We start from the raw sequence: 22,975 nt of genomic DNA on the forward strand, positions 1-22,975 counted from the left end.
GCAATAGTGAGCTGATTATATTTTGTATAGGTTAATAGGAATATTAAAATGTTACAGGTTCAAAAAAAATTCATTGAATACATTCGTGAAGTGAATCGTATTATTAAACCTCTGGATGTATCTAATAATGGCGTAGATAATATTCAGACATCTATTGAGCAGGCCGAGTTAATCGTGCCAGTTGTAGGTGGATTTAGTGCAGGCAAAAGCACGTTGATTAACTCATTTTTAGGTACAGATATTCTACCGACTGCTGTAACACCAGAAACAGCATTGGCTACGGAGCTACGCTATAGCACTGAGGAGCGAATTGAGGCAGTTGCTAATCATGGAGGAATTGAACGGTATGGCCTTTCTGAGTTTGCTACTGTTAAAGATAACGCAAAAAACTATAAAAATTTGCGGGTGTATTTAAATAACGAAAACTTAAAAGTCATTCAGCCTTTGGTGTTGGTGGATATGCCGGGTTTTGATGCACCAATTGAAAGTCATAATCAGGCAATTTTGACTTATCTATCGCGTGGCGTTTATTTTGTATTCCTAACCAGTGTCGAAGATGGAAACATTACATTGAGTATGAAGCGTGAAATCGAAAATATCCAGCAATTTGGAAAAGGTTTCTCATTTTGTATTAGTAAAACCAATCTTCGCTCACCTGATGATGTAGAATTGGTAAAAAATAAGATTTCAGAACAACTGGATGAAGATTTTGATTACCAAGACCAGATTGCATTACTTGACATGAATGGTGGCGGTAATTTAAAAAATATTTTGCAGGCGATCAATCCAGAAGAATTATTTTATTCACTATTCATAGAAGATTTGCGTGAAAATTACACATCAATCACACAAAGCATCAATGTTAAAATTGCCACCTTTGAAAACGGTAAGCAAAGTGCAGATGATACCATTCAGGCTCTGCAGAGCGCTATTGATAAGCTGGAAGCACAAAAAGAGCGTGCGCTAGAAGAGTCTGCAAGTCGCTATTCAAGCCATAAAATCACAACCATTTCTGAAAAAGTGGCGCAAATTCTATTGGCTAGAAAAACACATTTGATTGAATTAGCTGTCCAAAACTCGCAAAATCCAGCAGTATTTACCGCAGAGCTGAATGATTTGGTAAAAAATACACTATTGAGCGAGGTTCAAAGTAGCTTCCAAGATATCAGTGGCAGTATATTGCAAGATTTTAGTGCTGCGGTAAAAGGGGAGTTTGTTCATCGAAATAAATTGGTGATCAGTGATGATATGATTAACAGCATTCAGGAAGGTACTGCAAAATTATTGAACCAAGCAGCGGCAGGACTGGGTAGATTGGCAACGGAGATGAGTGATCGTGCCAAATCATCGGGCAATATACATAATGTCTATCGAGCTATCGCTACCATCGTTGGACTGACAACTGCGGTTGTTGCACCTGTGATTGAGATTGTCATTATTTTCTTGCCTGATATTATTAAATTTTTGACCCAAGGTGCTCAGGAAAGAAGATTGCGAGAGCAGATTGAACAGCAGATCGTTCATACGATGATTCCAGAGATCAAGGTCAAAATTCGAGAATCTCTACCAGGTATTTATAACGAGCAGGTTGAGATGTTAATCAAACAAATTAGCGAGCAATTTGATACGCAGCTTAAGCAGAAACAAGCTGAAATTGAAGCTGCTAATGCCGAAAAAGAAGCTAAGTCCGGTGCGCTTCAGCAGGAGATTGACAAGCTGCAACAAGGCAAGCAAGAGCTTGCATCATTGGCAAATCAATATTTGTTTGCATGATTTATCATGCATCCAAATAAATTGCAGGATGTTTTAGACTAATCTACTGAGGTTGATATGAATATTGTGGAATTAAATGATCGCATTGATGATTTCTTAAAAAAGTATGAATCGGAACTGGGCAAAGATGTTAAAGCGCTAAAAAATGAGCACGCCATCGCCAAAAGCGAGGAATGGCAGCGCAAACTTGATGAGTTTGACGAACAAGAACGAGTGCTGCAAATTGGAATTATTGGGCGTGTCAAGGCGGGCAAGAGCTCGATGCTAAACGCTTTATTATTCAATGGTAATGACATCTTGCCTAAGGCGGCAACACCAATGACAGCTGCGCTGACTATTATGGAGTACAGCGATACTGTGCGCGCTGAAGTGGAGTTTTTTACACAAAGTGATATTGATGAGATTCAGCACAATCATGGTATTTATCTGACCAAGCTACAGGAGCTGACCCAGTTAAAACTGGATGAGCAAATTACACGAAAAACAAAGCGTAAGGGATTGGGTATCGCCACAACTAATCCGTTGACACCAGAAGAGCAAAAGGAATGCCAGGATTTGGCCGTCAAGCAAGCCAGTCGCGAGATGAAAGATGATGCTACTTTTGCATCATATGATCAGTATGAGCGCATCAAGCAATCTGGTAAATCGCTTGCTGAATTGGAGCGGTACAAAATTATCAATGCTGCCAGTGTTGATGAATTGATGAATGGTGCTTTGAATAAGTTTGTGGCTGCCAATGGCGAGTTTATGCCATATACAAAATCGGTTACATTGTATATTCCTGAACAGGGGCTCCAGGGTTTAAGAATTGTCGATACACCGGGGATTAATGATCCTGTTACTTCTCGAGAAGATCGAACCTATCAACTATTGCAGGACTGCGATGTCGTGCTATTGGTGTCACCATCGGGTCAGTTTTTGAGCAGTGAAGATACTGAATTGTTGACGCGTGTAACTACAAAAGAAGGTACGCAGCAGGCATATATCATCGCTAGTCAAGCGGACAGTCAGTTATTTGGGAGTGAGAGCGCGGGATTAACCCATCCAAGTGATGTGACTCAACGCATCTCAATGAACTTGACCACACATGCTCAAAATGTTTTACAAAAACAAGCTCAGGACTATCCGGAGATGCGAGTAGTTGCAGATCGTCTAATGAAAAATAATGTCATATGCTCATCAAGTGTTGCATTTTCAATGCTGCAGCGTTTTGATGCGCAGGATACTTGGGATAGTAATCAGCAACACGTTTGGAGCAACCTAAATCAAAAATTTCCAGGGGTGTTCGGCGATCGATCCTTGGCAAAAGGTGCCTTGCAGCAAATGGCAAATATGGATAAGCTGCACCAAATTATTGAAGAAGTGCGCACAAATAAGAGGCAGATCCAAGCAGCTCGCAAAGCTGATTTTGAAAACAGCAAGCGCAGCGCACTTCGTGATTATCTAAAAGCATGGGAGGGTCGCATCGATGCTCAAATTTATCACATTGAAAATGCGGATGTTAATGAACTAATCAATCAGCAAAAAGATTTGGAGAATAAGCAGGCGGAAATTCAGTTTAGAGTTGGAGGTATTTATTCAGATTTAATCTCGGATATTAAATTAGATTTAAATCAACAGCTAAATAATAAGCTGAAAGAAGAGATGAGAAGATATAGTCAGGTTGCTGATGAGGCGCAGGGATATCAAAGTGAGTCATATACCACTCGGCAGAAGCGTGATGGTATTTGGGGAGGGTTCAAAGATTTTTTTGATGGTGGCGAAAGAGTTACACGCACTCTAACCTATACAACTATCAATGCTACCGCAATTCGTCGTGAGTTGGAGTCTGTTCGTAGCAACCTACAGGACGAGCTTGGGTATATTGCTGATGCCTATACAAAAGAATGGAAAAAGAAAATCTATAATCAGATTGTGACGGAGCTTGAAAAAATTTTAGGCAATGGAGAGGTTGATATTGGCATGATCGTTCGAACCGTAAGAAGTGTTTTGGTTCAAATTCCTGAGGCGTCATTCCAAATCAAGGATTCACTACCAAGAGATCTGAAAAAATCCGGCAGACTTAAAGATAGTGAAGCAGAATTTTATCTCAGCAATGCGGAAGAGTATGTGTCAGGCATGCGAACAACAGTCAAAGGGGATATTAGTGCATATATGAAGATGCTAGTCGCTGACTTAACCCAAATAGATGTGGCGAAAGAGCTGTCTTCTGGTCTTTCGGAGGACTTGCAAAAATTGGTCAATGAGATCCAAAACAAACAGGCAAGTTTATATCTGTATCAAGGCATGAAAAAAGAACTTGAGATGCTCAAGCCTGAATAGAAGATTGGATATTGTTTCTCATATTTTACGCTATTGGTAGGAATGTTTATGATTTTGGATTTTTTTAAGAAACTCTTTGCACCATTTTTTAGGCATAAAGAGCTTGCCGAGAAGCAAGTTTTATTAATCGCTCAGCTTGATGATTCAAAACAAAAGCTAGAGGGATTGTCATTCGATTATCAAAATACTTGTAAACAGCTGGATGAAGCGAGTAAAAATCTGCAGGCTTCGGAACAGAAATTACAGGAAGTTGAAAATAATCTGAATCAATCACGACAGCAGCTCAATGAAGTATCGCTAAGACAGTCTCTGACAGCACAGCTACTATCAGCCACCAACCAAAACCCTGGTGTCTATAAGTATTTTTCAACATTGGAAGAAAAATATCTGCCATTCGCCAACGAAGAAGATACGCTAGAGGATGAGGCTGCAGCACTGTTGGAGCTGCAGGCTATTGGTGATGAGCTCAAGGTTGTCGGTGCATATCCTGAATTTTATAAAAAAAGAGCAGTGGCGATTGCTGGTGGCTTTAGTGCGGGTAAGTCTGAATTTATCAGCAGTTTATTTCAGAATGCATCCGTTCGTCTTCCTATTGGTATTGAGCCGACAACAGCAATTCCCACCTATGCACTTAACGGCGAGATTGGCAGCCTAATTGGATGCAATCAAAATGGTGGCGTAATTGACTTGCTGAAAATTGATCCTAATTTTCAGCAAAGACTGTCGCATAATTTTATCCGCTCTTTTGGTTTTAATCTTAAAACTATTTTGCCGTTCATTTTTTTGACGACACCACTGAATTATCAGCATTTGTGTTTTATTGATACGCCAGGATATAATCCATCTGATGTGCTAGATGGTCATACTTCTGAAGATGTTAAAACTGCTGAAGAATTTGTGCGTAATGCTGAAGCATTGCTATGGATTGTAGGTTTGGATTCAAATGGCACGATCTCAAAAAGCGATTTAGACTTTTTGGAAGAGGTGCATTATGGTATCCAAAAACCGTTGTATGTCATATTAAACAAGGCAGATCTGCGCCCATTTGACCAATTGCAGGACATAATGGATGAAATTGTGGATACGCTAAGTGATTTTGGGATCGAAATCCAAGGTATTTCTGCTTATAGCTCAGTTCATAAAAAAGAATATCTGTTCCAAAAACAGTCGCTTTTTGATTTTTTGGAAGCTTTGGATAAGCCATCAGACAATCATGTATTGCTATTAAAAAGACTGCATACAGTTGATGAAAAGTATCAATACGCCATTTTGCGTAGCATGAAAGAAGAAAAGCAAATATCAAAAGCGTTAAGAGGCTTGGAAGCGGATCTGCTCAAAGAAGGGTTTGATGATTTGGAGGCGGACTTTTATACCAAGATTCAAAAAATCAACACCTTGTTTACCTCAAAGAAAAAGCAGGAAATGCTTAAGAAATTGGAGGGTGTTTTTGCTGAATTAGAGCAGGCTATCAATGAGGTGTTTGGTCAGACTAGTCGTGTGCAGCGCAAAAAACTAACACAGAAAGATGTTCAATTGGAAGAAAAGTATACCGCTTTAACTGAGAATAGGGATTCTTCGGATTCGATTTCGAATGATTTAATTGAAAAGAAGCGTAAGAAGCGTGTTCGGAAAGATGTCCGGCCAACTGAAAAATCTTCAAGCTTAACTGAGGATATTATTATTGCTCCTGAGTTTATACGCAGAAGGGTAGACTCCTCAAAAGATGATTCTGAAACACTAGGGGTGTTTGCGAGCATTCTTAAGGATGTATTTAAATGAGATAATTTAGACATCTGTTCTGTACTGCATCAGTCAGCTAGATAATGAGCAGCGGCTGTATGATTTGGTTTGGCAGACTTATTCGGGCAGTATCCGTATTTTACTCGATAATCGCTATACTTTTCAACCGTTTTGGGATTATCATAATGGCGTGATCAGCGAAGCAGATTGGCAGGCGAGTTTTGAGCAAAATAAGCAAAGGGCACTTACTGCCTTGGCGGATAAAAACACCGTTGCTATCTTAAATGCGGTCTTTGCACATCTGTATACACTACGCAACCAAATCGTACATGGTGGGGCGACACATGGCAGTTCGGTAAACCGAGCTCAGCTTAAGGATGCGTGCCGTATTCTTGGTGATATTTTGCCAGCGATGATTGAGATTGTGATGATGAACGCAGATCAAGAATGGGGCAAACCGTTTTATCCTGTGGTGGATTAATTATTTGGCTGAAAAAATTGGCAGGACGGTATTGTGATTGTGGTAGGACTACAATTACCCTACCACAACCCACACCAATTATGCTAAAATAACCCGTTTATTTTGTCATTTTGGAAAACCCCGTCATGAAAGTCGCCACGTTTGACCCAAAAGCCCACCAAAGCACCACCGCTAATAGTATCCACAATCGCATTCACGATTTGCCTGTACAAAATGTCGCCGACATCAGCGACAAAAAGACCAAAAAAGTCTATATCGTCACCCAAGGCTGTCAGATGAATGAATACGATTCTGAGAAAATGGGCGATGTATTGGGTCAATCGCATGGTATGGTCGTCACCAATGACATCAACGAAGCTGATGTACTGCTGATGAACACCTGCTCCATCCGTGAAAAGGCACAAGAAAAAGTCTTTAGTGAACTTGGTAGATGGCGCAAACTCAAAGAAAAAAACCCAAATCTTGTCATTGGTGTCGGTGGCTGTGTGGCATCCCAAGAAGGCGACAATATCCAAAAACGCGCGCCGTATGTGGATATGGTCTTTGGGCCGCAGACCTTGCACCGCCTGCCTGAGCTGTACGAGCAATCCACCAAGCAGCACAGTGAGTTGCCAAAAAACCGCATCGGTGTTGTCGATGTGTCCTTCCCTAGTATCGAAAAATTTGATTTCTTGCCTGAGCCAAAGGTCGAAGGCTACAAGGCGTTCGTCTCTATCATGGAAGGCTGTTCAAAATACTGCTCATTCTGTGTTGTGCCTTATACTCGTGGCGAAGAGCTGTCTCGTCCGCTGGATGATGTGTTGGCTGAGATTGCGTCATTGGCAGAGCAGGGCGTGCGTGAGATTAATTTGCTTGGTCAAAATGTCAATGGCTATCGTGGCGAAAAAGATGACGGCACGATTTGTCGCTTTAGCGAGTTGCTCCATTATGTCGCGCATATCGATGGCATTGAGCGTATTCGCTATACCACAAGCCATCCGCTAGAATTCACTGATGATATTATCGATGCGTATAAGAGTATCGATAAGCTGGTGTCGCACCTACATCTACCTGTCCAAAGTGGCTCAAATAATATCCTAGCCGCGATGAAACGCAATCACACCATCGATGTGTATATCAATCAGATCAATAAACTCAAGGCAATTCGTCCTGATTTGCACTTATCGAGTGATTTTATCATTGGCTTCCCCGGTGAGACTGATCGTGATTTTAATGACACGCTACAGCTTGCCAAGGACTTGGATTTTGATCACTCGTACAGTTTTATTTATTCAAAACGCCCTGGTACGCCAGCGTCTGAACTGCCTGATGATGTTAGCTTTGAGACCAAAAAGGCGCGCTTAGCCGAGTTCCAAGAAGTCATCAAAGAATCCACCTTTGCCAAAACCCGTGCGATGGTCGGTCAAGTGGTGCGTGTGCTGGTCGAAGAGCCTGCCAATCGCTATGAAGGGCATCTGCATGGCTCAGCAGACAATACGCGCTCGGTGATTTTCGCTGGTGGTGAAGAGCTGCTGGGTAAATTTGCCCTGGTTAAAATCACCGAAGCCAAGAGTATGCATCTGGTGGCAGGCGAGCTGGTCGAAGTTATTGGCTGAGCGTGAGCGAGTAAGACACAAATAGGCACAAGGAAGACAGATGCAAAAGCCGCACATTCGCTTGGCGACGCGTGATGATTTGCCCAGATTGGTGGCGATTTTCAATGAAACGGTCGATGACAAGATCGCGCACGCGAGCCTTGCGCCGTATACGGTTGCCGATCGTACGGCGTGGTTTGATACGCACAATGACGACACGCGCCCGATTTATGTAGTGTGCGATGATGATGGTCAGATCGTCGCATGGGCAAGTTTTAGTGATTTGTACAGCTTGCCTGCTTATCACATCAGCGCTGAGATCAGCTTATACATCACCAAGCCATATCATCACAAGGGTTTGGGCAAACTATTATTGGCATTCATGCTCAAAGTCGCACCACAGCACGGTATCAAAAATGTCGTGGCACTGATTTTCCGGCACAATCTGCCAAGTTTATCATTATTTGCACAGTTTGAATTCGTCGAATGGGGTGTGCTGCCGAACATCTGTGATATGGATGGGTTTTTGGCAGATACGGTGCTGATGGGTCGGTGCTTGCACGAGTAGGGTATGTCAGTGGTTTCAATGCGTGCACGACTACAGGCTTGGCTGGGTCGGCAAGCGGATCAAGCGCCCATCGCAGGCGTGGTCTTTGGTGATACGGCGGTGAGCGTTGCGGTGATGAGTGTGCATCATGGGCGCATGGATTTATTAGACTTTGCTGTCAGTCCGTGCGTTGATGCCATCGATCAAGGCAAAATCGTGGATAAATCGGCTTTGGCAAATGCACTAAGTACCGCGATGAGTCAGCTTAGTGTTTTGCCAAGTCATGCTGCCTGTAGCGTGGTAGAAGAGCTTGTGATGCATCGCATGATTGAGCTGCCTGTGTGGCTTGATGATGCAGCAATCGAAGCGGCGATTTTGCTGGATGCAGAGCAATACATCGGTCAGTCGCTCGATGATGTGTATATTGACTTTACTTGTCTTGAGATTGTTGGTGAGATACAGCGCATTCGCCTGACTATTGCTCATCGCCAAGCGGTCGATGATTGTACTGAAGTGCTGGCGATGGCAGGGCTGCAGACGGTCGCCATCGAGACGGGTGCGCTAAGTTGGGCGCGGGCGCTGTCGATATTTATGCCGATGACAGAGTCTGTGGCATTGGTGGAGATTGGGCGTGATCAAAGCGCGCTTACGATCATTGATGGGGAGAAAATTACGCATCGCACGCTTGAATTTTTTGGCACGGACACTGTTAAGGTAGCTGAACATCAAGCAGAGAATGCAGCAACTGATCAGCCAATCGATGAGATGATAAGTGATGATAAGCCTGCTGCGACACTGGATTTTTATGCATTTTTAAATAATACCAAAACGCAAACAGATACCGAGCAAGCGACAGTCACGCAGTCATCAGCTGATACTAAGTCCACCAATGAACACGCTGCTGATCATCAATTAACCGATACTGATCCATCTAATTTTACAACGGCAACGACCACTGAGCCCTATACCATCAGCTTTGATGATGCAGTGATAACTCATCCATCTGATGTGTGCCAAAACATTGATCAAACCATGCTTGATGATGTGCCGAATGATCATACAATCAATCAGCTACAGACCCAAATTACAGCCATGCTGAATACTTACCAAATGCATCAAGCAGCACTGCCCAAGCGCATCATCATCGCCGGTGTTTCACAAGCATACTTGGCATTGATTGATAAATTGAACACCCAAACTGACAGCACGGTGATGTTCGCTGCTGCACCGCAGATTGCCATGCCGATGCAGGCACAAGCGGTTGCACCCTTGCTACTGCCTGCGATGGCACTGTCGTTACACCATTCACCGCTCAATACACATAAGGCGATCAATCTACTACCTTGGCGTGATGAAGCGCGCGCCTTACAAGACCAAACCTTTAAGAAAAAGTTTACATTGATACTCATCACTGCTGCAGCTGTGTTGCTTGGCGTGTTCGCTGTGTTGGTATATTTGACCCATCAGCAGACAGCGGTGAATGATGCCATCGGTACGCGCATTGAGCAGAATCAAGACAAGCTTCGCGCCATCAAGCAGCTAGAGCAACAAAATCGCACCGCCAAAGCACAGCTTGCTGCTATGAATCTGTGGGGGCAGGATCATCAGACACTTGGCATTTGGCAAAACTTGCCAAACCTTGTGCCAACAGGAGTGTATCTCGATGGACTGCGCCAGACAAATGATGAGATCACGATACAGGGCATGGCAAAGGATGCGGCACAGGTATCTGTTTTCGCCAGTCAGCTTGAGATGTCAGGGCAATTCACCCAAGTGCTTGTTACCGCTATCCAAAGCGTCGATACCGTGGTGCGTTTTACGATGACTGCCAAGCACAGCACGCCTGTGATGGATGCATTATCTGATGAGAATACGCCATCAGATAATGATGTTATTGATAAGGAAAACTGATCAATGAAGTGGCATCATCAGGCATCAATGGCAGAATTTTGGCAAAAGCTCAATCAGGTCAATCGCCATAACATCGCCCAAGCACCCAAATCGGTGCAGACGGTGGTGCTGATGCTGATCATCGCGGTGCTTGCCATATTTGCATGGCTTGTGCTGATCTCGCCGCAGTATGATAGATTGACCGCTGCACACAGCCAGCAGCTGCGCTTGATCGATGAATTTGCCCAAAGTCATCGACAGCTTGGGCAGTTCGATGCGACCAGACAGCGACTGATTGACGAAAATACCAAGTTGCAAGCACGGCTTTCACAGCTGCCTGTGAGCGCACCGATGACACAGATTGTCAGCGAATTACAAAGCCAAGCGACTATGCATCAGGTGCGGATCCAAAGTGCGAGTGTGCAAGCGATGCGCATGATGCCCAATGTTACTGAGCGACCGATCGCTGTGGTGGCAACAGGCAGTTATCATGATTTGGGTCAATGGCTGTTCGCACTGACGCAGCTGCCATTTTTGCTTGCGGTGTCGGATTTTGAGATCGCTGCTGAGCAGGGCGGTCGGCTGCGTCTTACGATGACGGTGCTGACTTTCCAAGCCAATCCTAAGGCGCAAGATATGCAGGCTAAGGGGCAATGATGAAAATTTACCGTGCGTTATTTGCCTTGATTTTGCCAGTGCTACTGAGCGCGTGTGCAGAAGATGCCGAACAGACAGCCGATGAAAAATTGTCCGCCATCACAAGTCAGCCGAGCGCACCGCAAGTGATGCCCCTGCCGACAGGCGCACCTGTGATCAGTGTTTATCAAGCGGGTAAAGATCCTTTTGCCAATCCTTGGCGCACGCAAGCAAAGACCGAACCTGTCAATGACACCACAAGCACCCAAGTGAGCAAAGCAGAAAGTAGAGCAAGCGATCAAAAGCGCGATAAAAATACCGACGATACACCGCCAAAACCTGTGCTGAACGAACCCAAAGCAGATACTAAACCTATCCCAAAAATACTCGGCAAAATTATCAGTATCGATGATACACGAGTGCGCGAACCGCTTGAAAATTATGAACTTAGCCAGCTGATTTATCAAGGGCGGATCAGCGATCACACGCGACAAATTGCTTTGGTACGAAGCCCTGATGGCTTTGTGCATCAGCTGAGCGTTGGGCGTTATATCGGGCGGCATCATGGACTCGTCACACAGATTACGCCTACGCAGATAGCCATCACAGAAGCGGTGCTTGGTGATGATGGGCGATATTATGAGCGGCAGAGCGTGATGTCATTTGCCAAATGATCATTGTGGTATTTTTATCAATTTTACAAATTTATCAATAAAATTAATCGAGTATAAATCAAGCATGAAACACTTAAGCAACTGGATGATGGCGCTTTTGCCTTTGTGTGCGATGACGGCATATGCCAATGACGCAGCTGATACACCCACTGTCAATCCAAGTGCTGCGCAGGGCTACACGGGTGCGCCGATTAGCCTTGAGTTTGCAGATATGCCAGTTCGCGCGGTGCTTGATGTGCTTGCAAGCTTTACAGGTATCAATATCATCACCGATGACAGCGTGACGGGCAACATGACCATCAGACTCACCCAAGTGCCATGGGATCAGGCGTTCGATGTGGTGATGCAGATGCGCAATTTATCTGTGCTAAAAAACGGCAATGTTTGGCTTGTCAGCTCAAAATCCATTCAGCCCAATCAGCCGATCATCACCGATTATGTTAGGCTCAATTATGCCATGGCAAGCGACATCGCCGCACTGATCATGGGACAAAAAACCGAACGCGGTAACATCAACCGCAGTAGTAGAAATGAGAATTTGCACAGTATCTTGCCCACGGTGCGCGTGCAGAATTCTGATGAAGTCATCACCACCAGTGAGCGCGGCAGTCTATTATCTGAAAAAGGCACAGTCACGGTCGATCAGCGCACCAACACCTTAATCATCCAAGACACCGCGCAAAGCATCGCCAACTTACGGCAGATGATTGCGCAGCTGGATATTCCTGTTGAGCAGGTGATGATCGAAGCGCGCATCGTCTCAGCGAACCAAAGCTTCGGCAGGCAACTGGGTGCGCGACTGGGTGCGCAGGCGCGGATCGGCAATGTGCAAGTCGGCGGCTCACAAAATGCCCTATGGGAAGCGCGTCGCTTGGGCGCAGGCGGTGGCGAGTTTCACCCAGATTATCAAGCGGTGAATCTGGGCGTGGATAATGCCTTGGGACGCATTGCATTTGGCTTATTAAACCTGCCTGATGGCGTATTGGATTTGGAATTATCCGCGATGCAAGCTGAAAATAAGGGCGAAGTCATCTCCACGCCAAGCGTGCTCACCGCTGATAAACAAATGGCGCGCATCTCATCAGGCGTGCAGATTCCCTATCAAGAAACGACTTTTTCGGGGGCGACCACGACCACCTTTAAAGAAGCGGCGCTCTTGCTTGAAGCCACGCCATCGATTACCCCTGATGGTAAAATCGTGCTTAAATTGGTCATCAAAAATGGCAATCCAGTCAGCACCTTTGGCAGTATCGCCATCCAAGAAGATGCCATCGAGACCAATGTCATCGTCGAAAATGGACAAACGGTGGTGCTTGGTGGCATCTATCGTCACAGTGACCAAAACCAAAATAACAAAGTACCACTGCTGGGCGAAATCCCTGTGTTGGGTCGTCTGTTTCGCTATGATGAGAAGGGCAATGACAAATCTGAGCTCTTGATTTTCATCACCCCAAAGTTGCTCGCAGCACCGCCAAGCCAAGGCAAAATATAGCATGAGCGCAGATCTGAACAAAACTACAAATAAAAATAGTGGCAAGAACCTGCCAAAACTTGTATCATAGGCTATTTATAAAAGATTTTATTGGAAACGATAATATGCAAGATGCGGACTCGGCAATCATCGAAGAAGTGGTGGTTGAAAAAACCAATACGGCACTCGCCAAGCAATTGCCGTCCATTTATTTAGTAGGGCCGATGGGCGCAGGCAAGACCACGATTGGTAAGCTGCTTGCCAAGCATTTGGGCCGCCAGTTCATTGATTGTGATTGGTATATCGTCGATCAGACAGGGGCGGACATTCCGTGGATTTTTGAAAAAGAAGGCGAAACAGGCTTTCGTGAACGCGAAACGCGCGCTTTGATGGAGCTGACCGCGATGCCCAATCTTGTTATGGCGACAGGCGGCGGCGCGGTAGGTCGCAGCGAAAATCGCGAGCTATTAAAGCAAGGCTTGGTGATTTATCTGGACGCTACAGTCGATACACAGCTGATCCGCACCAAAAAAGACAAAAACCGTCCCTTGCTGCAGTCGGACAATCCGCGCGCTGTACTTGAGAAATTATACGCCGAGCGCAATCCCTTATACCGTGAAGTGGCGGATATCATCGTGCCGACTGGGCGTGCTTACCCCAAGCAGATGGTACACGATATTTTAGAAATTTTAAAAAATTATCATGAAGAATGTCGTCAATTGACATCATAAAAAGGTAAAAATACAAATTTGAGTTGATTGGTATTTATTAGCATTACAAGAAATAAAGGATAAGTGTCACCATGTCAAGCAGTACTTTATTGGTTCATACCCAAAGCCATGATTACCCGATTTTTATTTGTGCAAGTCATGGCACGCCTGATCTTGCCACCAAGCTTGTGCCATATATTAAGGGTAAACAGGTGCTGATTGTCAGCAATGATGTGGTCGCGCCTTTGTATTTGGACGGTCTAAAAAGCGCGCTTGTGGCTCAAGGCTTTATCGCTCATAGCGTGGTGCTGCCTGATGGTGAAGCGCACAAGAACCAAGACAGTATCAATGCCATTTATGATACGCTGCTTGAGCAGCATTTTGCGCGCGATTGCACTTTGGTCGCTCTGGGCGGCGGTGTCATCGGTGATATGACAGGCTTTGCGGCGGCAAGCTTTATGCGCGGGGTGGATTTCATCCAGGTACCAACGACTTTGCTTGCCCAGGTAGATTCTAGTGTCGGCGGCAAAACAGGCATCAATCACCCGCGTGGCAAAAATATGATCGGTGCATTTTGGCAGCCGCAATGCGTGCTGGCTGATATGGCGACTTTTAAGACCTTGCCAAAGCGTGAGTTTGCCGCAGGTATGGCAGAAGTTATTAAGTATGCCTTAATTATGGATGCTGATTTTCTGACTTGGCTAGAAGACAATGCTGATGCCATCACTGCCCAAGATGGTGCGATTTTGGGCGAGATGGTGCATCGCTGCTGCGACTTTAAAGCGCAAGTGGTCGCCGAAGATGAGCGCGAAGCCGGCAGGCGCGCACTTTTGAATTTCGGTCATACTTTTGGCCATGTCATCGAAGCACATCAAGGCTATGGCGCATGGCTGCATGGGGAAGCGGTGGCGGTCGGTATGGTGCAAGCGGCGCAGATGTCATTTAAGCTAGGCTTAATCAGTGCGGACGATGTCGCGCGTATCATTCGTGTGATTGAGCGATTTGATTTACCAACCACGCCGCCACAAATCGCGGTCGATGAAGCATTAGATCTGATGGGTCATGATAAGAAAGTGCAGCAAGGCAAAATTCGCTTGGTACTACTACGAGCCATCGGTGATGCGTTTGTGACGGCGGATTTTGAGTTATCGACACTAGAATCGGTATTGGCAGGCGCATAAAGATTTATTTGTTTATTTAATTTCAAGGTTAAGATTATGTCGCAAAATCAAGCGATGAGTTCACAATATTTTCGACGCCAATCTAAGCTGTGGCTGATTGGCGCAGGCGTGATTGCGGTGGCTTGGCTGCTAGTGTGGCTAACTTCTACCGCGCCAACGATCATCAAAAAACCCGCCCAAGCCGATGAAGTGGTTCAGGCGGCATTGCCAAAGCGCATCGATCATCTGCGTGACCTTGAAAAAGAAGTCAAGCCGATCGATTTTTCAACCTTGATCCGCGATATGCGCACCTATCCGGCTGAGTTTCGCGATAAGATTTTCTTTGAAAATGTCGCGAACAAATACACAGTTCAGCTGATGGATGTCGCCGAAAATCAGGTGATCGTCGATTATCTTGACAGCCAAGAAAATCGTGATAAATACGCGTATTTTCGCTATTTGGATGCCAATAAAAAACCGCACTATATCTTGACCTTTGGGCAGTTTGCTAGCATGGATGAAGCCAATGCTGCGCTGAAGACGCAGGATTTTGGCTTACCAAGTAGCCTTGCACCAAAGGCGGTGAAAGCAGGTGATTATTTAACCATTATTGATAATTATATGCGCGCTGACTCGATCAGCGATATGGCAAGTACACAGCCGCGCCGCATTAATCTGCAAGCGACACGCAGCGAAATCCCTGTGCAGGCAGCCACGCGCGCCGATCAGGATTTGGCACGCCGTAGCATTGAGCAAGCACAAGCACGCGCCCAAGAAGCACAAGCTAATGAACGCCGCCGTCAAGAGCGAGAATTGGCACGCGCACAGCTGAATAATGAAGTAGGTGCAGTACAAGGTGAGATCTCGCGCAGTTATGCACCAAGCAATGAGCCGCGTGCCGCTGAAACACCGACGCCACCTGTGCTGATGCCACCACAGGCAGAATCTGCACCAAAGCCTGAGCCAAAACCTGAAGCTAAGCCAGAGCCAAAAGCAGAGATGCCAGCGCCAGCGCCGACAGCTCAGCCTGATACCAATGCCGATACGCAATAATTTAGTAAAATTAAACGAGAATACTCCATGACTCCACAAACGCAAGCACAGGCAGTGCTCGAGTTATTAAAAGCAGGCAACGAGCGTTATGTGTCCAATCTTGCTAGCACTGAAGATCTCCGCATTCCACCGCCGACTTTGGTCAAGGAGCAAAATCCGCGCGCCATCATCTTGGGTTGTTCGGATGCGCGTGTGCCTGTTGAGCTGATTTTTGATCAGGGTTTGGGTGATTTGTTTGTGATTCGCGTGGCGGGCAATGTCGTTGCGCCTAGCCAAATCGGCTCGATTGAATTTGCTGCTGAGAAATTTGGCACGCGCCTTGTGGTGGTGATGGGGCATTCGCACTGTGGCGCGGTGACAGCGTGTATCGAAGCTTTGGTCAATCCTGATCAATACTACTCACCGAACTTACAATCCATCGTCGATCGCATTCGCCCAAGCGTGCTGAACCTGCATGAGATCGCCACGGCATCAGGTGATGATGTGGATATGGATGAGCTGATCGATCGCTCGATTCGCGCCAATGTGCGAATGTCGGTCGCGCAGCTGCGTCACGGCTCGCGTATATTAGAAGATATGGTTGAAGCGGGTGATCTGCTCATCGTCGGCGCCGAATACGATGTGGCGACTGGGCGTGTGAAATTTTTTGAAAATTAATTCAAATTAATAAATTTAGACTAAGTACAAAGGTGAATTATGACTATTAAACAACCAAGCAACTCACTGACCGCAAATGGTGTCAAAGATATTCCTGTACAATCTGAAGGTTATATTTATAATCACACCATGCTACGCGTAAAAGATCCTGTGAAATCACTGGAGTTTTATACAGGTGTGCTTGGCATGAGTTTATTAAAGCATCGCCAATTTCCAGATGCGCAATTTGATTTGTACTTTTTAGCCAAACTAACCGTAGAAGAGCGTGCCAATCTGCCTGCAGGCGATGAGCTAAAAGACTTTGTTTCGCGTCAGCGCAGCATTCTTGAGCTGACGCACAATTATGGCACAGAAAACGATGAGAACTTCAGCTATCATGATGGCAACAGCGACCCGCGCGGCTTTGGGCATATTTGCTTTAGCGTGCCAAGCTTGGCTGATGCGGTGGCGTGGTTTGATGCCAATGGCGTTGAGTTCAAAAAACGCCCAGAAGAAGGCAGCATGAAAGACATCGCCTTTATCAAAGATCCAGATGGCTACTGGATTGAGATCATCGAGATCAATAACAATCGCTGATCGCAGGCAAAGAAAAACCCATCGCAAAGATGGGTGAGAAATGGCGCACCCAGCCAGAATCGAACTGGCGACCTTCAGCTTCGGAGGCTGACACTCTATCCAACTGAGCTATGGGTGCGTAAAGCTTGCAAATTCTAGCAAGTTTTTGTGAAAATTGCTAGATTTGACGCCAAAATATTGGCAATTAATACCAAATTTGTGCAAATCTTACTTAATTTTAACAGATTTGATAAAAAATATAGCATTTTACCTGCTTTTTCCCTTATAATAGTAGGGAAAAATTTTGTATCGTTGCAATGGCAAATTGACAGGTTGTTGAATTGCCATTTGACACCCCCAGAGCATAGGCTCACGGCCAAAACGAGATGATGACAATGAAAAAAGCTGTAATGTTCTCTGTTGCTACCTTGTTAGCAGCGACAACCATGGCAACTCAAGCACAAGAAGCCAAGCCTGCTGATGCATCTGTTGCGGATGCGGCAGTTTCAGCTGAAGCAGCGCCAGCAGATCAAGCTACTGCCGATGCTGCAACAGCAGACACGGCGGCAGCGGATGCAGCTGCGACAGATGCAGCAGCACAACCTGCTAAGCCTGCTGAAGAAGCACCAAAAGATTCTCCACAAGTGGCAAAATTGGTCGCGATGTATCCAAAGCTGATCGCACGCATTGAGCCATTTGGTAAAGTGTGCTTTGACGGTGAAGAGTGCGATATCAATATCGTTGCGCTACCACCTGCGGTAGAAGGTCAAGCGCGTGATGGTGATGTCTTGTACAAGGCGATCTGTTCTACTTGTCATGATGCTGGTCTGGTTGGTGCACCGAAATTTGGTAATGCAGGCGACTGGGGTCCGCGTATCGGTAAAGGCAAAGAAACACTTTATAACCACGCGATCAATGGTTTCAACGCCATGCCTGCTCGTGGTGGCGCTGACCTTTCTGATGATGAAGTTAAAAACGCAGTTAATTACATCATCGAGCATTCAAGCTAATCACTGCTTTGTGATGCCAGTATCAATCCCAAGCTTGACGGCTTGGGATTTTGCTTTGATGGATTTACTGTAGTATATCAAGGCGTGCTTTGCTTGAAAATGGCATTGATCAGCCTTATTTATTATAAGTAATAATAACCTTTTCCAGAGAATAACTATGACCGATAGTGTGCCCGCGCTCAAGATTACAGGGCTGACCAAGACTTATAATAATGGCTTTACTGCACTTAAGGGCATTGATTTGACTGTGCCACAGGGCGGATTTTTCGCGCTTTTGGGGCCAAATGGTGCGGGTAAATCAACTACCATTGGCATTGTCAGCTCTCTATTTCCACCGTCGGCAGGGACGGTTGAGATTTTTGGGGTAGATTTGTTCAAAAATCCTGCCAAAGCCAAAGAGTTCCTAGGTGTCGTTCCCCAAGAATTTAACTTCATGCAGTTTGAAAATGTCCAAGATATCTTGATTAATCAAGCAGGGTATTTTGGCATTACTGCTCGTGATGCTCGCCCCCGTGCCGAAAAACTATTGAAGGCACTGGGTCTGTGGGATAAAAAAGATACCAAGGCGCGTATGCTGTCAGGTGGTATGAAGCGTCGCTTGATGATTGCTCGTGCATTGATGCATAAGCCAAAACTACTCATCTTGGATGAGCCGACTGCAGGCGTGGATATTGAGCTGCGCCGTTCGATGTGGGAGTTTATGGAATACATCAACCGTGAAGAGCAGACGACGATTATTCTGACCACCCATTATCTAGAAGAGGCCGAACAGCTGTGTAAGCACATCGCCATCTTGGATAAGGGAGAGATTCGCATCAATACAGATATGAAAAGTCTGTTGGCAAGCCTTGATATCGAAAGTTTTATTTTGGATTTTGCCAAACCGTTTGATGGGCAAGTTCACCTAACCAATGTCGTCAAATTTCAACAAATCGATGAGCTAAGCCTTGAAGTCACACTCAAAAAAGGCGAAAGCTTGAATGATGTCTTTGCGCAATTATCCACCCAAGGCGTGCAAATCGCCAGTATGCGAAACAAATCCAATCGCTTAGAAGAGCTATTTATGAGCTTGGTTGAGAATAATCTGACCGAAAAACTCTCCAATGACTAAATAATAACAACAAGAGTATCTTATGAATTTTGGCAAGCAATGGGTGGCATTCACCACCATTTTAATCAAAGAAATCAAGCGGATATTACGCATCTGGCCACAGACGCTTTTGCCACCTGTGATCACGATGACGCTGTATTTTGTGATTTTTGGTCAGATGATTGGTAGTCGTGTCGGTGAGATGGGCGGGGTGAGCTATATGCAGTTCATCGTGCCGGGTCTGATTATGATGGCAGTGATTACCAATAGCTACTCTAATGTGGTGTCGAGTTTTTTTAGTATGAAATTCCAAGGCAGTATCGAAGAGCTACTGGTATCGCCTGTGTCCAAGCATACGATTTTGTTCGGCTATGTGGCAGGCGGGGTGTTTCGTGGGCTTGCGATTGCATTGATTGTGACCATCGTGGCATTGTTTTTTACCAAGCTTGGTATCATGCACCTAGGCGTGATGCTGACGACCATTGTCGGTACTTCTGTGCTGTTTAGCCTTGGCGGTCTTATCAATGCGGTTTTTGCTCGTTCGTTTGATGATATTTCAATCATTCCAAGCTTTGTATTGACGCCATTGACCTACCTAGGCGGTGTATTTTATTCTTTAGAAAATCTATCAGGATTTTGGCAGACTTTATCTTTGCTAAACCCGATTGTCTATATGGTCAATGCTTTTCGTTATGGTATCCTAGGCTATTCAGATGTCAATGTTTGGTGGTCGTTGGTGGCTATTTTGGGCTTTTGTGTGGTGCTGTATGTCATCTCGTATCGCTTACTTGCCAATGGTTCAAGATTGCGGTTGTGATTGATGATTTGCCATCGACGTGTCAGATGGTGACGGATGATTTGTTTTATTAAGAGAAGATTATGAGTATTCACGGTGTCTTGGGCGAGAGTACCAGCTATCCCCAAAGTTATGACAACAGTGTGCTGTTTGCCATCAGTCGCACGATTGGTCGAGATGAGATTTTGGCGAAGTCAGGTGTATCGGCAGAGCATCTGATGGCAGGCGTTGATGTGTGGCAGGCATTTGAGTTGTCGTGGCTAAATCCACAAGGCATCTCAAAAGTCGCCATCGCTCGCATCACCATCCCTGCTGATTCACCAAATATCGTCGAGTCAAAATCGCTCAAGCTCTACCTAAATAGTCTAAATTTCACCCAGTTTGATAATGTATCTGCTGTCAAACAGACCATTGAGCGTGATTTGACAGCGTGTGTGGGGGCGTCGGTCACAGTTTTGATCAGCTCGCTTGATAGGGCTGATTTTGCAGTGGTGCGACCTGTGGGCGAGTGTATCGATGCCGTGCTTGATGGGGGTGATGCGGTCGCTGTCGTTGATGATGTCGATGCGTCGCTACTTGGCACAGCAGTTGATGGCGTGGTGCAAACCTTTCAATTTCATACGAATCTACTTCGCTCAAACTGCCCTGTGACCAATCAGCCAGACTGGGGTACGCTGTCGGTGTCCATCACGACCGCCAAGCAGGTGGAATATGCCAAGGTGCTGGCGTATGTGCTGAGTTTCCGTAAGCATAATGGCTTTCATGAGCAGTGCGTGGAGCAGATTTTTGCTGATTTATTGACGGTCTATGCACCGACAAGTCTGATGGTGCAAGCCAACTACACTCGCCGTGGTGGCATTGATATCAATCCTGTACGAGTGCTGAATCATCCGATGCCAAGCATTGGGCGTTTGGTGCGTCAATAAAGCCAAAAATTTATTGCATCAAAACGGTTGTAGGTGTACCCCACACCATCAAAAAAACCAATAGAAATTATCCCAAAAAACACCCCAAAAGCTGGCAACCCAGTCCAACTTTTGGGGTGTGATTTATATTAGCCAAACTGGCCTGGTGATTAAAACTTCGCCAAGACTTCTTCAAGATCCAGCATCACTTTTTCGCCATTGGCACGATTGACATATTCGTATTTGCCTTCGGCAAGATTGCGTTCAGAGACGACGATGCGATGTGGGATACCAATGAGCTCAAGATCAGCGAACTTCACGCCTGGACGCTCATCACGGTCATCCAGCAGTACATTGACACCACAAGCCTTGAGCGTTTGGTACAACTCATCGGCTTTTTGTTCGGCTTGACCGTCTTTTGATTTCATCGGCACGATAGCGACATAAAACGGTGCGATGCTATCGGCTTTGTCTTGTGGCTCAGCCCAGATGATGCCATTGTCATCATGGTTTTGTTCGATGGCGGCAGCGATGATACGGCTCACCCCGATACCATAACAACCCATCATCAAGGTTACAGGCTTACCTTCTTTGCCAAGTACCGAGCAGTTCAGGGCTTTTGAGTATTTATCACCCAATTGGAAAATATGACCAACTTCGATACCGCGTTTGATAGACAGCACGCCTTTACCATCTGGTGATGGGTCGCCATCGACGACATTGCGGATATCGACGATTTCGGTGATGGCGGCATCACGCTCCCAGTTCATACCCGTGGTGTGCTTATGCTCGACATTGGCACCTGAGACGAAGTCAGATAGTGCAGCGGCGGCACGATCGACATAGACAGGGATGGTGAGATCGACACTGATATAGCCTTTGATTAGACCGGCGGCTTTGATTTCTTCTTCGCTCGCCATGGTCAGTGGTGCATGAACGGCAGCGATTTTTTCGGCTTTGATTTCGTTCAATGTGTGATCGCCACGCAATACGAGCGCCACAAGTTTTGGTGCATCAGGATTTTCTTCGCTATACGCACCTTTGACAATCAAGGTCTTGACCGTCTGAGTCAGGGCGATGCCCAGATGCTCTGCCACTGCTTCACAAGTTGGCATATTTGGCGTATCGACATCTTGGCGTGCTTGGCTTGGCGCTTGGCGGACATCGGTGCAGATAGCTTCGGCAAGCTCGACATTGGCGGCATACTCTGATTCGCTTGAGAAGGCGATATCATCTTCACCGCTGTCAGCTAGGACATGAAACTCATGCGATGCAAAGCCACCGATAGAGCCTGTGTCCGCTTGTACCGCACGGAACTTGAGCCCCAGACGGCTAAAGACACGGCTATAGGCATCGTACATATCTTGATAAGTCTGTGCCAGTGATTCTTTGTCAATGTGGAAAGAATAGGCGTCTTTCATGGTAAATTCACGAGCGCGCATCACCCCAAAGCGTGGGCGGATTTCGTCACGGAATTTGGTTTGTACTTGATAAAAAGTGACTGGCAGCTGTTTGTAGCTTTTTAGCTCATTGCGAGCGATGTCGGTGATGACTTCTTCGTGGGTTGGGCCAAGCACAAAATCACGCTGATGGCGGTCTTTGAAGCGGAGCAGTTCTGCACCATAATCTTCCCAGCGGCCAGACTCATGCCACAGTTCACCCGGCTGAGTGACGGTCATGAGCAGCTCTTGGCTACCGATGCCGTCCATCTCTTCACGCACGATGCGTTCGACACGCTTAAGTACTCGAAGACCCATCGGCATCCAGACATACAGACCTGATGCCAGCTTACGAATCAGACCGGCACGCACCATCAGCTGACTTGAGACGATGTCGGCATCGTTTGGCGTTTCTTTTAATGTGGCGAATAAAAATTGACTGGCTTTCATGGCTAACCTTATAAAATCTAATGATAATTTGCAAATACAATA

At 45.8% G+C, this 22,975-nt stretch carries 20 protein-coding genes and 1 tRNA gene; 19 read left to right on the forward strand and 2 right to left on the reverse strand.

All coding sequences use genetic code 11. The annotated features are described in order from the left end of the window. The first annotated feature begins 48 nt into the window (after positions 1–48). From NKU06_RS07705 to gloA, 15 genes are all read left to right on the forward strand, one after another. The gene (locus NKU06_RS07705; protein WP_254729792.1) at positions 49–1,773 is read left to right on the forward strand and encodes a dynamin family protein; all 1,725 of its coding nucleotides are present in this window, start codon (positions 49–51) and stop codon (positions 1,771–1,773) included. Positions 1,774–1,830: 57 nt separating this feature from the next. After that, the gene (locus NKU06_RS07710; protein WP_254729794.1) at positions 1,831–4,095 is read left to right on the forward strand and encodes a dynamin family protein; all 2,265 of its coding nucleotides are present in this window, start codon (positions 1,831–1,833) and stop codon (positions 4,093–4,095) included. A 48-nt stretch (positions 4,096–4,143) separates the two neighbouring features. After that, positions 4,144–5,874: a dynamin family protein gene (locus tag NKU06_RS07715; RefSeq protein ID WP_254729796.1), complete on the forward strand. Its 1,731-nt coding sequence runs from the start codon at positions 4,144–4,146 to the stop codon at positions 5,872–5,874. A 64-nt stretch (positions 5,875–5,938) separates the two neighbouring features. Beyond that, positions 5,939–6,316 (forward strand): hypothetical protein, encoded by a 378-nt coding sequence (locus NKU06_RS07720; protein ID WP_254729798.1) that lies wholly within the window; start codon positions 5,939–5,941, stop codon positions 6,314–6,316. Positions 6,317–6,441: 125 nt separating this feature from the next. Beyond that, positions 6,442–7,911, forward strand: coding sequence for a tRNA (N6-isopentenyl adenosine(37)-C2)-methylthiotransferase MiaB (gene miaB / locus NKU06_RS07725; RefSeq protein WP_254729800.1), 1,470 nt, complete (start codon positions 6,442–6,444; stop codon positions 7,909–7,911). 40 nt (positions 7,912–7,951) lie between these two features. Further along, positions 7,952–8,458: a GNAT family N-acetyltransferase gene (locus NKU06_RS07730; protein ID WP_254729801.1), complete on the forward strand. Its 507-nt coding sequence runs from the start codon at positions 7,952–7,954 to the stop codon at positions 8,456–8,458. A gap of 3 nt (positions 8,459–8,461) precedes the next feature. Next, entirely contained in the window at positions 8,462–10,348 is a 1,887-nt protein-coding gene (gene pilM, locus NKU06_RS07735) for a pilus assembly protein PilM (protein ID WP_254729803.1), read from the forward strand. A gap of 3 nt (positions 10,349–10,351) precedes the next feature. Next, entirely contained in the window at positions 10,352–10,984 is a 633-nt protein-coding gene (locus NKU06_RS07740) for a type 4a pilus biogenesis protein PilO (RefSeq protein ID WP_254729806.1), read from the forward strand. Further along, positions 10,984–11,637 carry a pilus assembly protein PilP gene (locus tag NKU06_RS07745; protein ID WP_254729809.1) on the forward strand — a complete coding sequence of 218 codons (654 nt, stop codon included), beginning with the start codon at positions 10,984–10,986 and terminating at the stop codon, positions 11,635–11,637. Before NKU06_RS07740 ends, NKU06_RS07745 begins: the two co-directional genes overlap by 1 nt. Before the next feature lie 64 nt (positions 11,638–11,701). After that, positions 11,702–13,129: a type IV pilus secretin PilQ gene (locus tag NKU06_RS07750; protein WP_254729812.1), complete on the forward strand. Its 1,428-nt coding sequence runs from the start codon at positions 11,702–11,704 to the stop codon at positions 13,127–13,129. Between the two features lie 104 nt (positions 13,130–13,233). Next, the gene (locus NKU06_RS07755) at positions 13,234–13,839 is read left to right on the forward strand and encodes a shikimate kinase (protein ID WP_253223166.1); all 606 of its coding nucleotides are present in this window, start codon (positions 13,234–13,236) and stop codon (positions 13,837–13,839) included. 71 nt (positions 13,840–13,910) lie between these two features. Then, complete coding sequence (gene aroB / locus NKU06_RS07760) at positions 13,911–14,999, forward strand: 3-dehydroquinate synthase (protein ID WP_253223167.1); 1,089 nt, start codon at positions 13,911–13,913, stop codon at positions 14,997–14,999. Positions 15,000–15,035: 36 nt separating this feature from the next. After that, positions 15,036–16,031 carry a hypothetical protein gene (locus NKU06_RS07765; protein ID WP_254729815.1) on the forward strand — a complete coding sequence of 332 codons (996 nt, stop codon included), beginning with the start codon at positions 15,036–15,038 and terminating at the stop codon, positions 16,029–16,031. A 27-nt stretch (positions 16,032–16,058) separates the two neighbouring features. Beyond that, positions 16,059–16,688 (forward strand): carbonic anhydrase, encoded by a 630-nt coding sequence (locus NKU06_RS07770; RefSeq protein ID WP_253223169.1) that lies wholly within the window; start codon positions 16,059–16,061, stop codon positions 16,686–16,688. Between the two features lie 39 nt (positions 16,689–16,727). After that, positions 16,728–17,264, forward strand: a complete 537-nt coding sequence (gene gloA / locus NKU06_RS07775; RefSeq protein WP_253223170.1) for a lactoylglutathione lyase — start codon at positions 16,728–16,730, stop codon at positions 17,262–17,264. A gap of 41 nt (positions 17,265–17,305) precedes the next feature. Here the strand turns inward: gloA and NKU06_RS07780 are convergent. After that, positions 17,306–17,382: transfer RNA gene (locus tag NKU06_RS07780), tRNA-Arg, on the reverse strand. Between the two features lie 247 nt (positions 17,383–17,629). Between NKU06_RS07780 and NKU06_RS07785 the strand changes: the two genes are divergently transcribed. The 4 genes from NKU06_RS07785 to queF all read left to right on the forward strand — a co-directional run bounded on the left by NKU06_RS07785 (position 17,630) and on the right by queF (position 21,065). Continuing rightward, complete coding sequence (locus NKU06_RS07785; protein ID WP_254729817.1) at positions 17,630–18,253, forward strand: cytochrome c5 family protein; 624 nt, start codon at positions 17,630–17,632, stop codon at positions 18,251–18,253. Positions 18,254–18,410: 157 nt separating this feature from the next. Next, entirely contained in the window at positions 18,411–19,364 is a 954-nt protein-coding gene (locus NKU06_RS07790; RefSeq protein ID WP_254729819.1) for an ABC transporter ATP-binding protein, read from the forward strand. Positions 19,365–19,386: 22 nt separating this feature from the next. Then, positions 19,387–20,160: an ABC transporter permease gene (locus NKU06_RS07795; RefSeq protein ID WP_254729822.1), complete on the forward strand. Its 774-nt coding sequence runs from the start codon at positions 19,387–19,389 to the stop codon at positions 20,158–20,160. 62 nt (positions 20,161–20,222) lie between these two features. Beyond that, on the forward strand, positions 20,223–21,065 hold the full coding sequence (gene queF / locus NKU06_RS07800; RefSeq protein WP_254729825.1) for an NADPH-dependent 7-cyano-7-deazaguanine reductase QueF: 843 nt from the start codon (positions 20,223–20,225) through the stop codon (positions 21,063–21,065). A 149-nt stretch (positions 21,066–21,214) separates the two neighbouring features. Here the strand turns inward: queF and NKU06_RS07805 are convergent, their stop codons facing one another. Beyond that, positions 21,215–22,933 (reverse strand): proline--tRNA ligase, encoded by a 1,719-nt coding sequence (locus tag NKU06_RS07805; protein ID WP_253223182.1) that lies wholly within the window; start codon positions 22,931–22,933, stop codon positions 21,215–21,217. Positions 22,934–22,975 lie beyond the last annotated feature (42 nt).

This window comes from Moraxella sp. FZLJ2109 (assembly GCF_024296965.1).
Taxonomy (GTDB): domain Bacteria; phylum Pseudomonadota; class Gammaproteobacteria; order Pseudomonadales; family Moraxellaceae; genus Moraxella.

Bases quoted from the DNA above. Each gene is read 5' to 3' on its own strand.
- NKU06_RS07710 (WP_254729794.1), top strand. From the start codon at position 1,831: ATGAATATTGTGGAATTAAATGATCGCATTGATGATTTCTTAAAAAAG.
- NKU06_RS07765 (WP_254729815.1), top strand. From the start codon at position 15,036: ATGTCGCAAAATCAAGCGATGAGTTCACAATATTTTCGACGCCAATCT.
- NKU06_RS07770 (WP_253223169.1), top strand. From the start codon at position 16,059: ATGACTCCACAAACGCAAGCACAGGCAGTGCTCGAGTTATTAAAAGCA.
- NKU06_RS07730 (WP_254729801.1), top strand. From the start codon at position 7,952: ATGCAAAAGCCGCACATTCGCTTGGCGACGCGTGATGATTTGCCCAGA.
- NKU06_RS07705 (WP_254729792.1), top strand. From the start codon at position 49: ATGTTACAGGTTCAAAAAAAATTCATTGAATACATTCGTGAAGTGAAT.
- NKU06_RS07750 (WP_254729812.1), top strand. From the start codon at position 11,702: ATGAAACACTTAAGCAACTGGATGATGGCGCTTTTGCCTTTGTGTGCG.
- NKU06_RS07795 (WP_254729822.1), top strand. From the start codon at position 19,387: ATGAATTTTGGCAAGCAATGGGTGGCATTCACCACCATTTTAATCAAA.
- pilM (WP_254729803.1), top strand. From the start codon at position 8,462: ATGTCAGTGGTTTCAATGCGTGCACGACTACAGGCTTGGCTGGGTCGG.
- NKU06_RS07715 (WP_254729796.1), top strand. From the start codon at position 4,144: ATGATTTTGGATTTTTTTAAGAAACTCTTTGCACCATTTTTTAGGCAT.
- NKU06_RS07790 (WP_254729819.1), top strand. From the start codon at position 18,411: ATGACCGATAGTGTGCCCGCGCTCAAGATTACAGGGCTGACCAAGACT.
- NKU06_RS07785 (WP_254729817.1), top strand. From the start codon at position 17,630: ATGATGACAATGAAAAAAGCTGTAATGTTCTCTGTTGCTACCTTGTTA.
- NKU06_RS07740 (WP_254729806.1), top strand. From the start codon at position 10,352: ATGAAGTGGCATCATCAGGCATCAATGGCAGAATTTTGGCAAAAGCTC.
- NKU06_RS07745 (WP_254729809.1), top strand. From the start codon at position 10,984: ATGAAAATTTACCGTGCGTTATTTGCCTTGATTTTGCCAGTGCTACTG.
- queF (WP_254729825.1), top strand. From the start codon at position 20,223: ATGAGTATTCACGGTGTCTTGGGCGAGAGTACCAGCTATCCCCAAAGT.
- gloA (WP_253223170.1), top strand. From the start codon at position 16,728: ATGACTATTAAACAACCAAGCAACTCACTGACCGCAAATGGTGTCAAA.
- miaB (WP_254729800.1), top strand. From the start codon at position 6,442: ATGAAAGTCGCCACGTTTGACCCAAAAGCCCACCAAAGCACCACCGCT.
- NKU06_RS07805 (WP_253223182.1), bottom strand. From the start codon at position 22,933: ATGAAAGCCAGTCAATTTTTATTCGCCACATTAAAAGAAACGCCAAAC.
- NKU06_RS07755 (WP_253223166.1), top strand. From the start codon at position 13,234: ATGCAAGATGCGGACTCGGCAATCATCGAAGAAGTGGTGGTTGAAAAA.
- aroB (WP_253223167.1), top strand. From the start codon at position 13,911: ATGTCAAGCAGTACTTTATTGGTTCATACCCAAAGCCATGATTACCCG.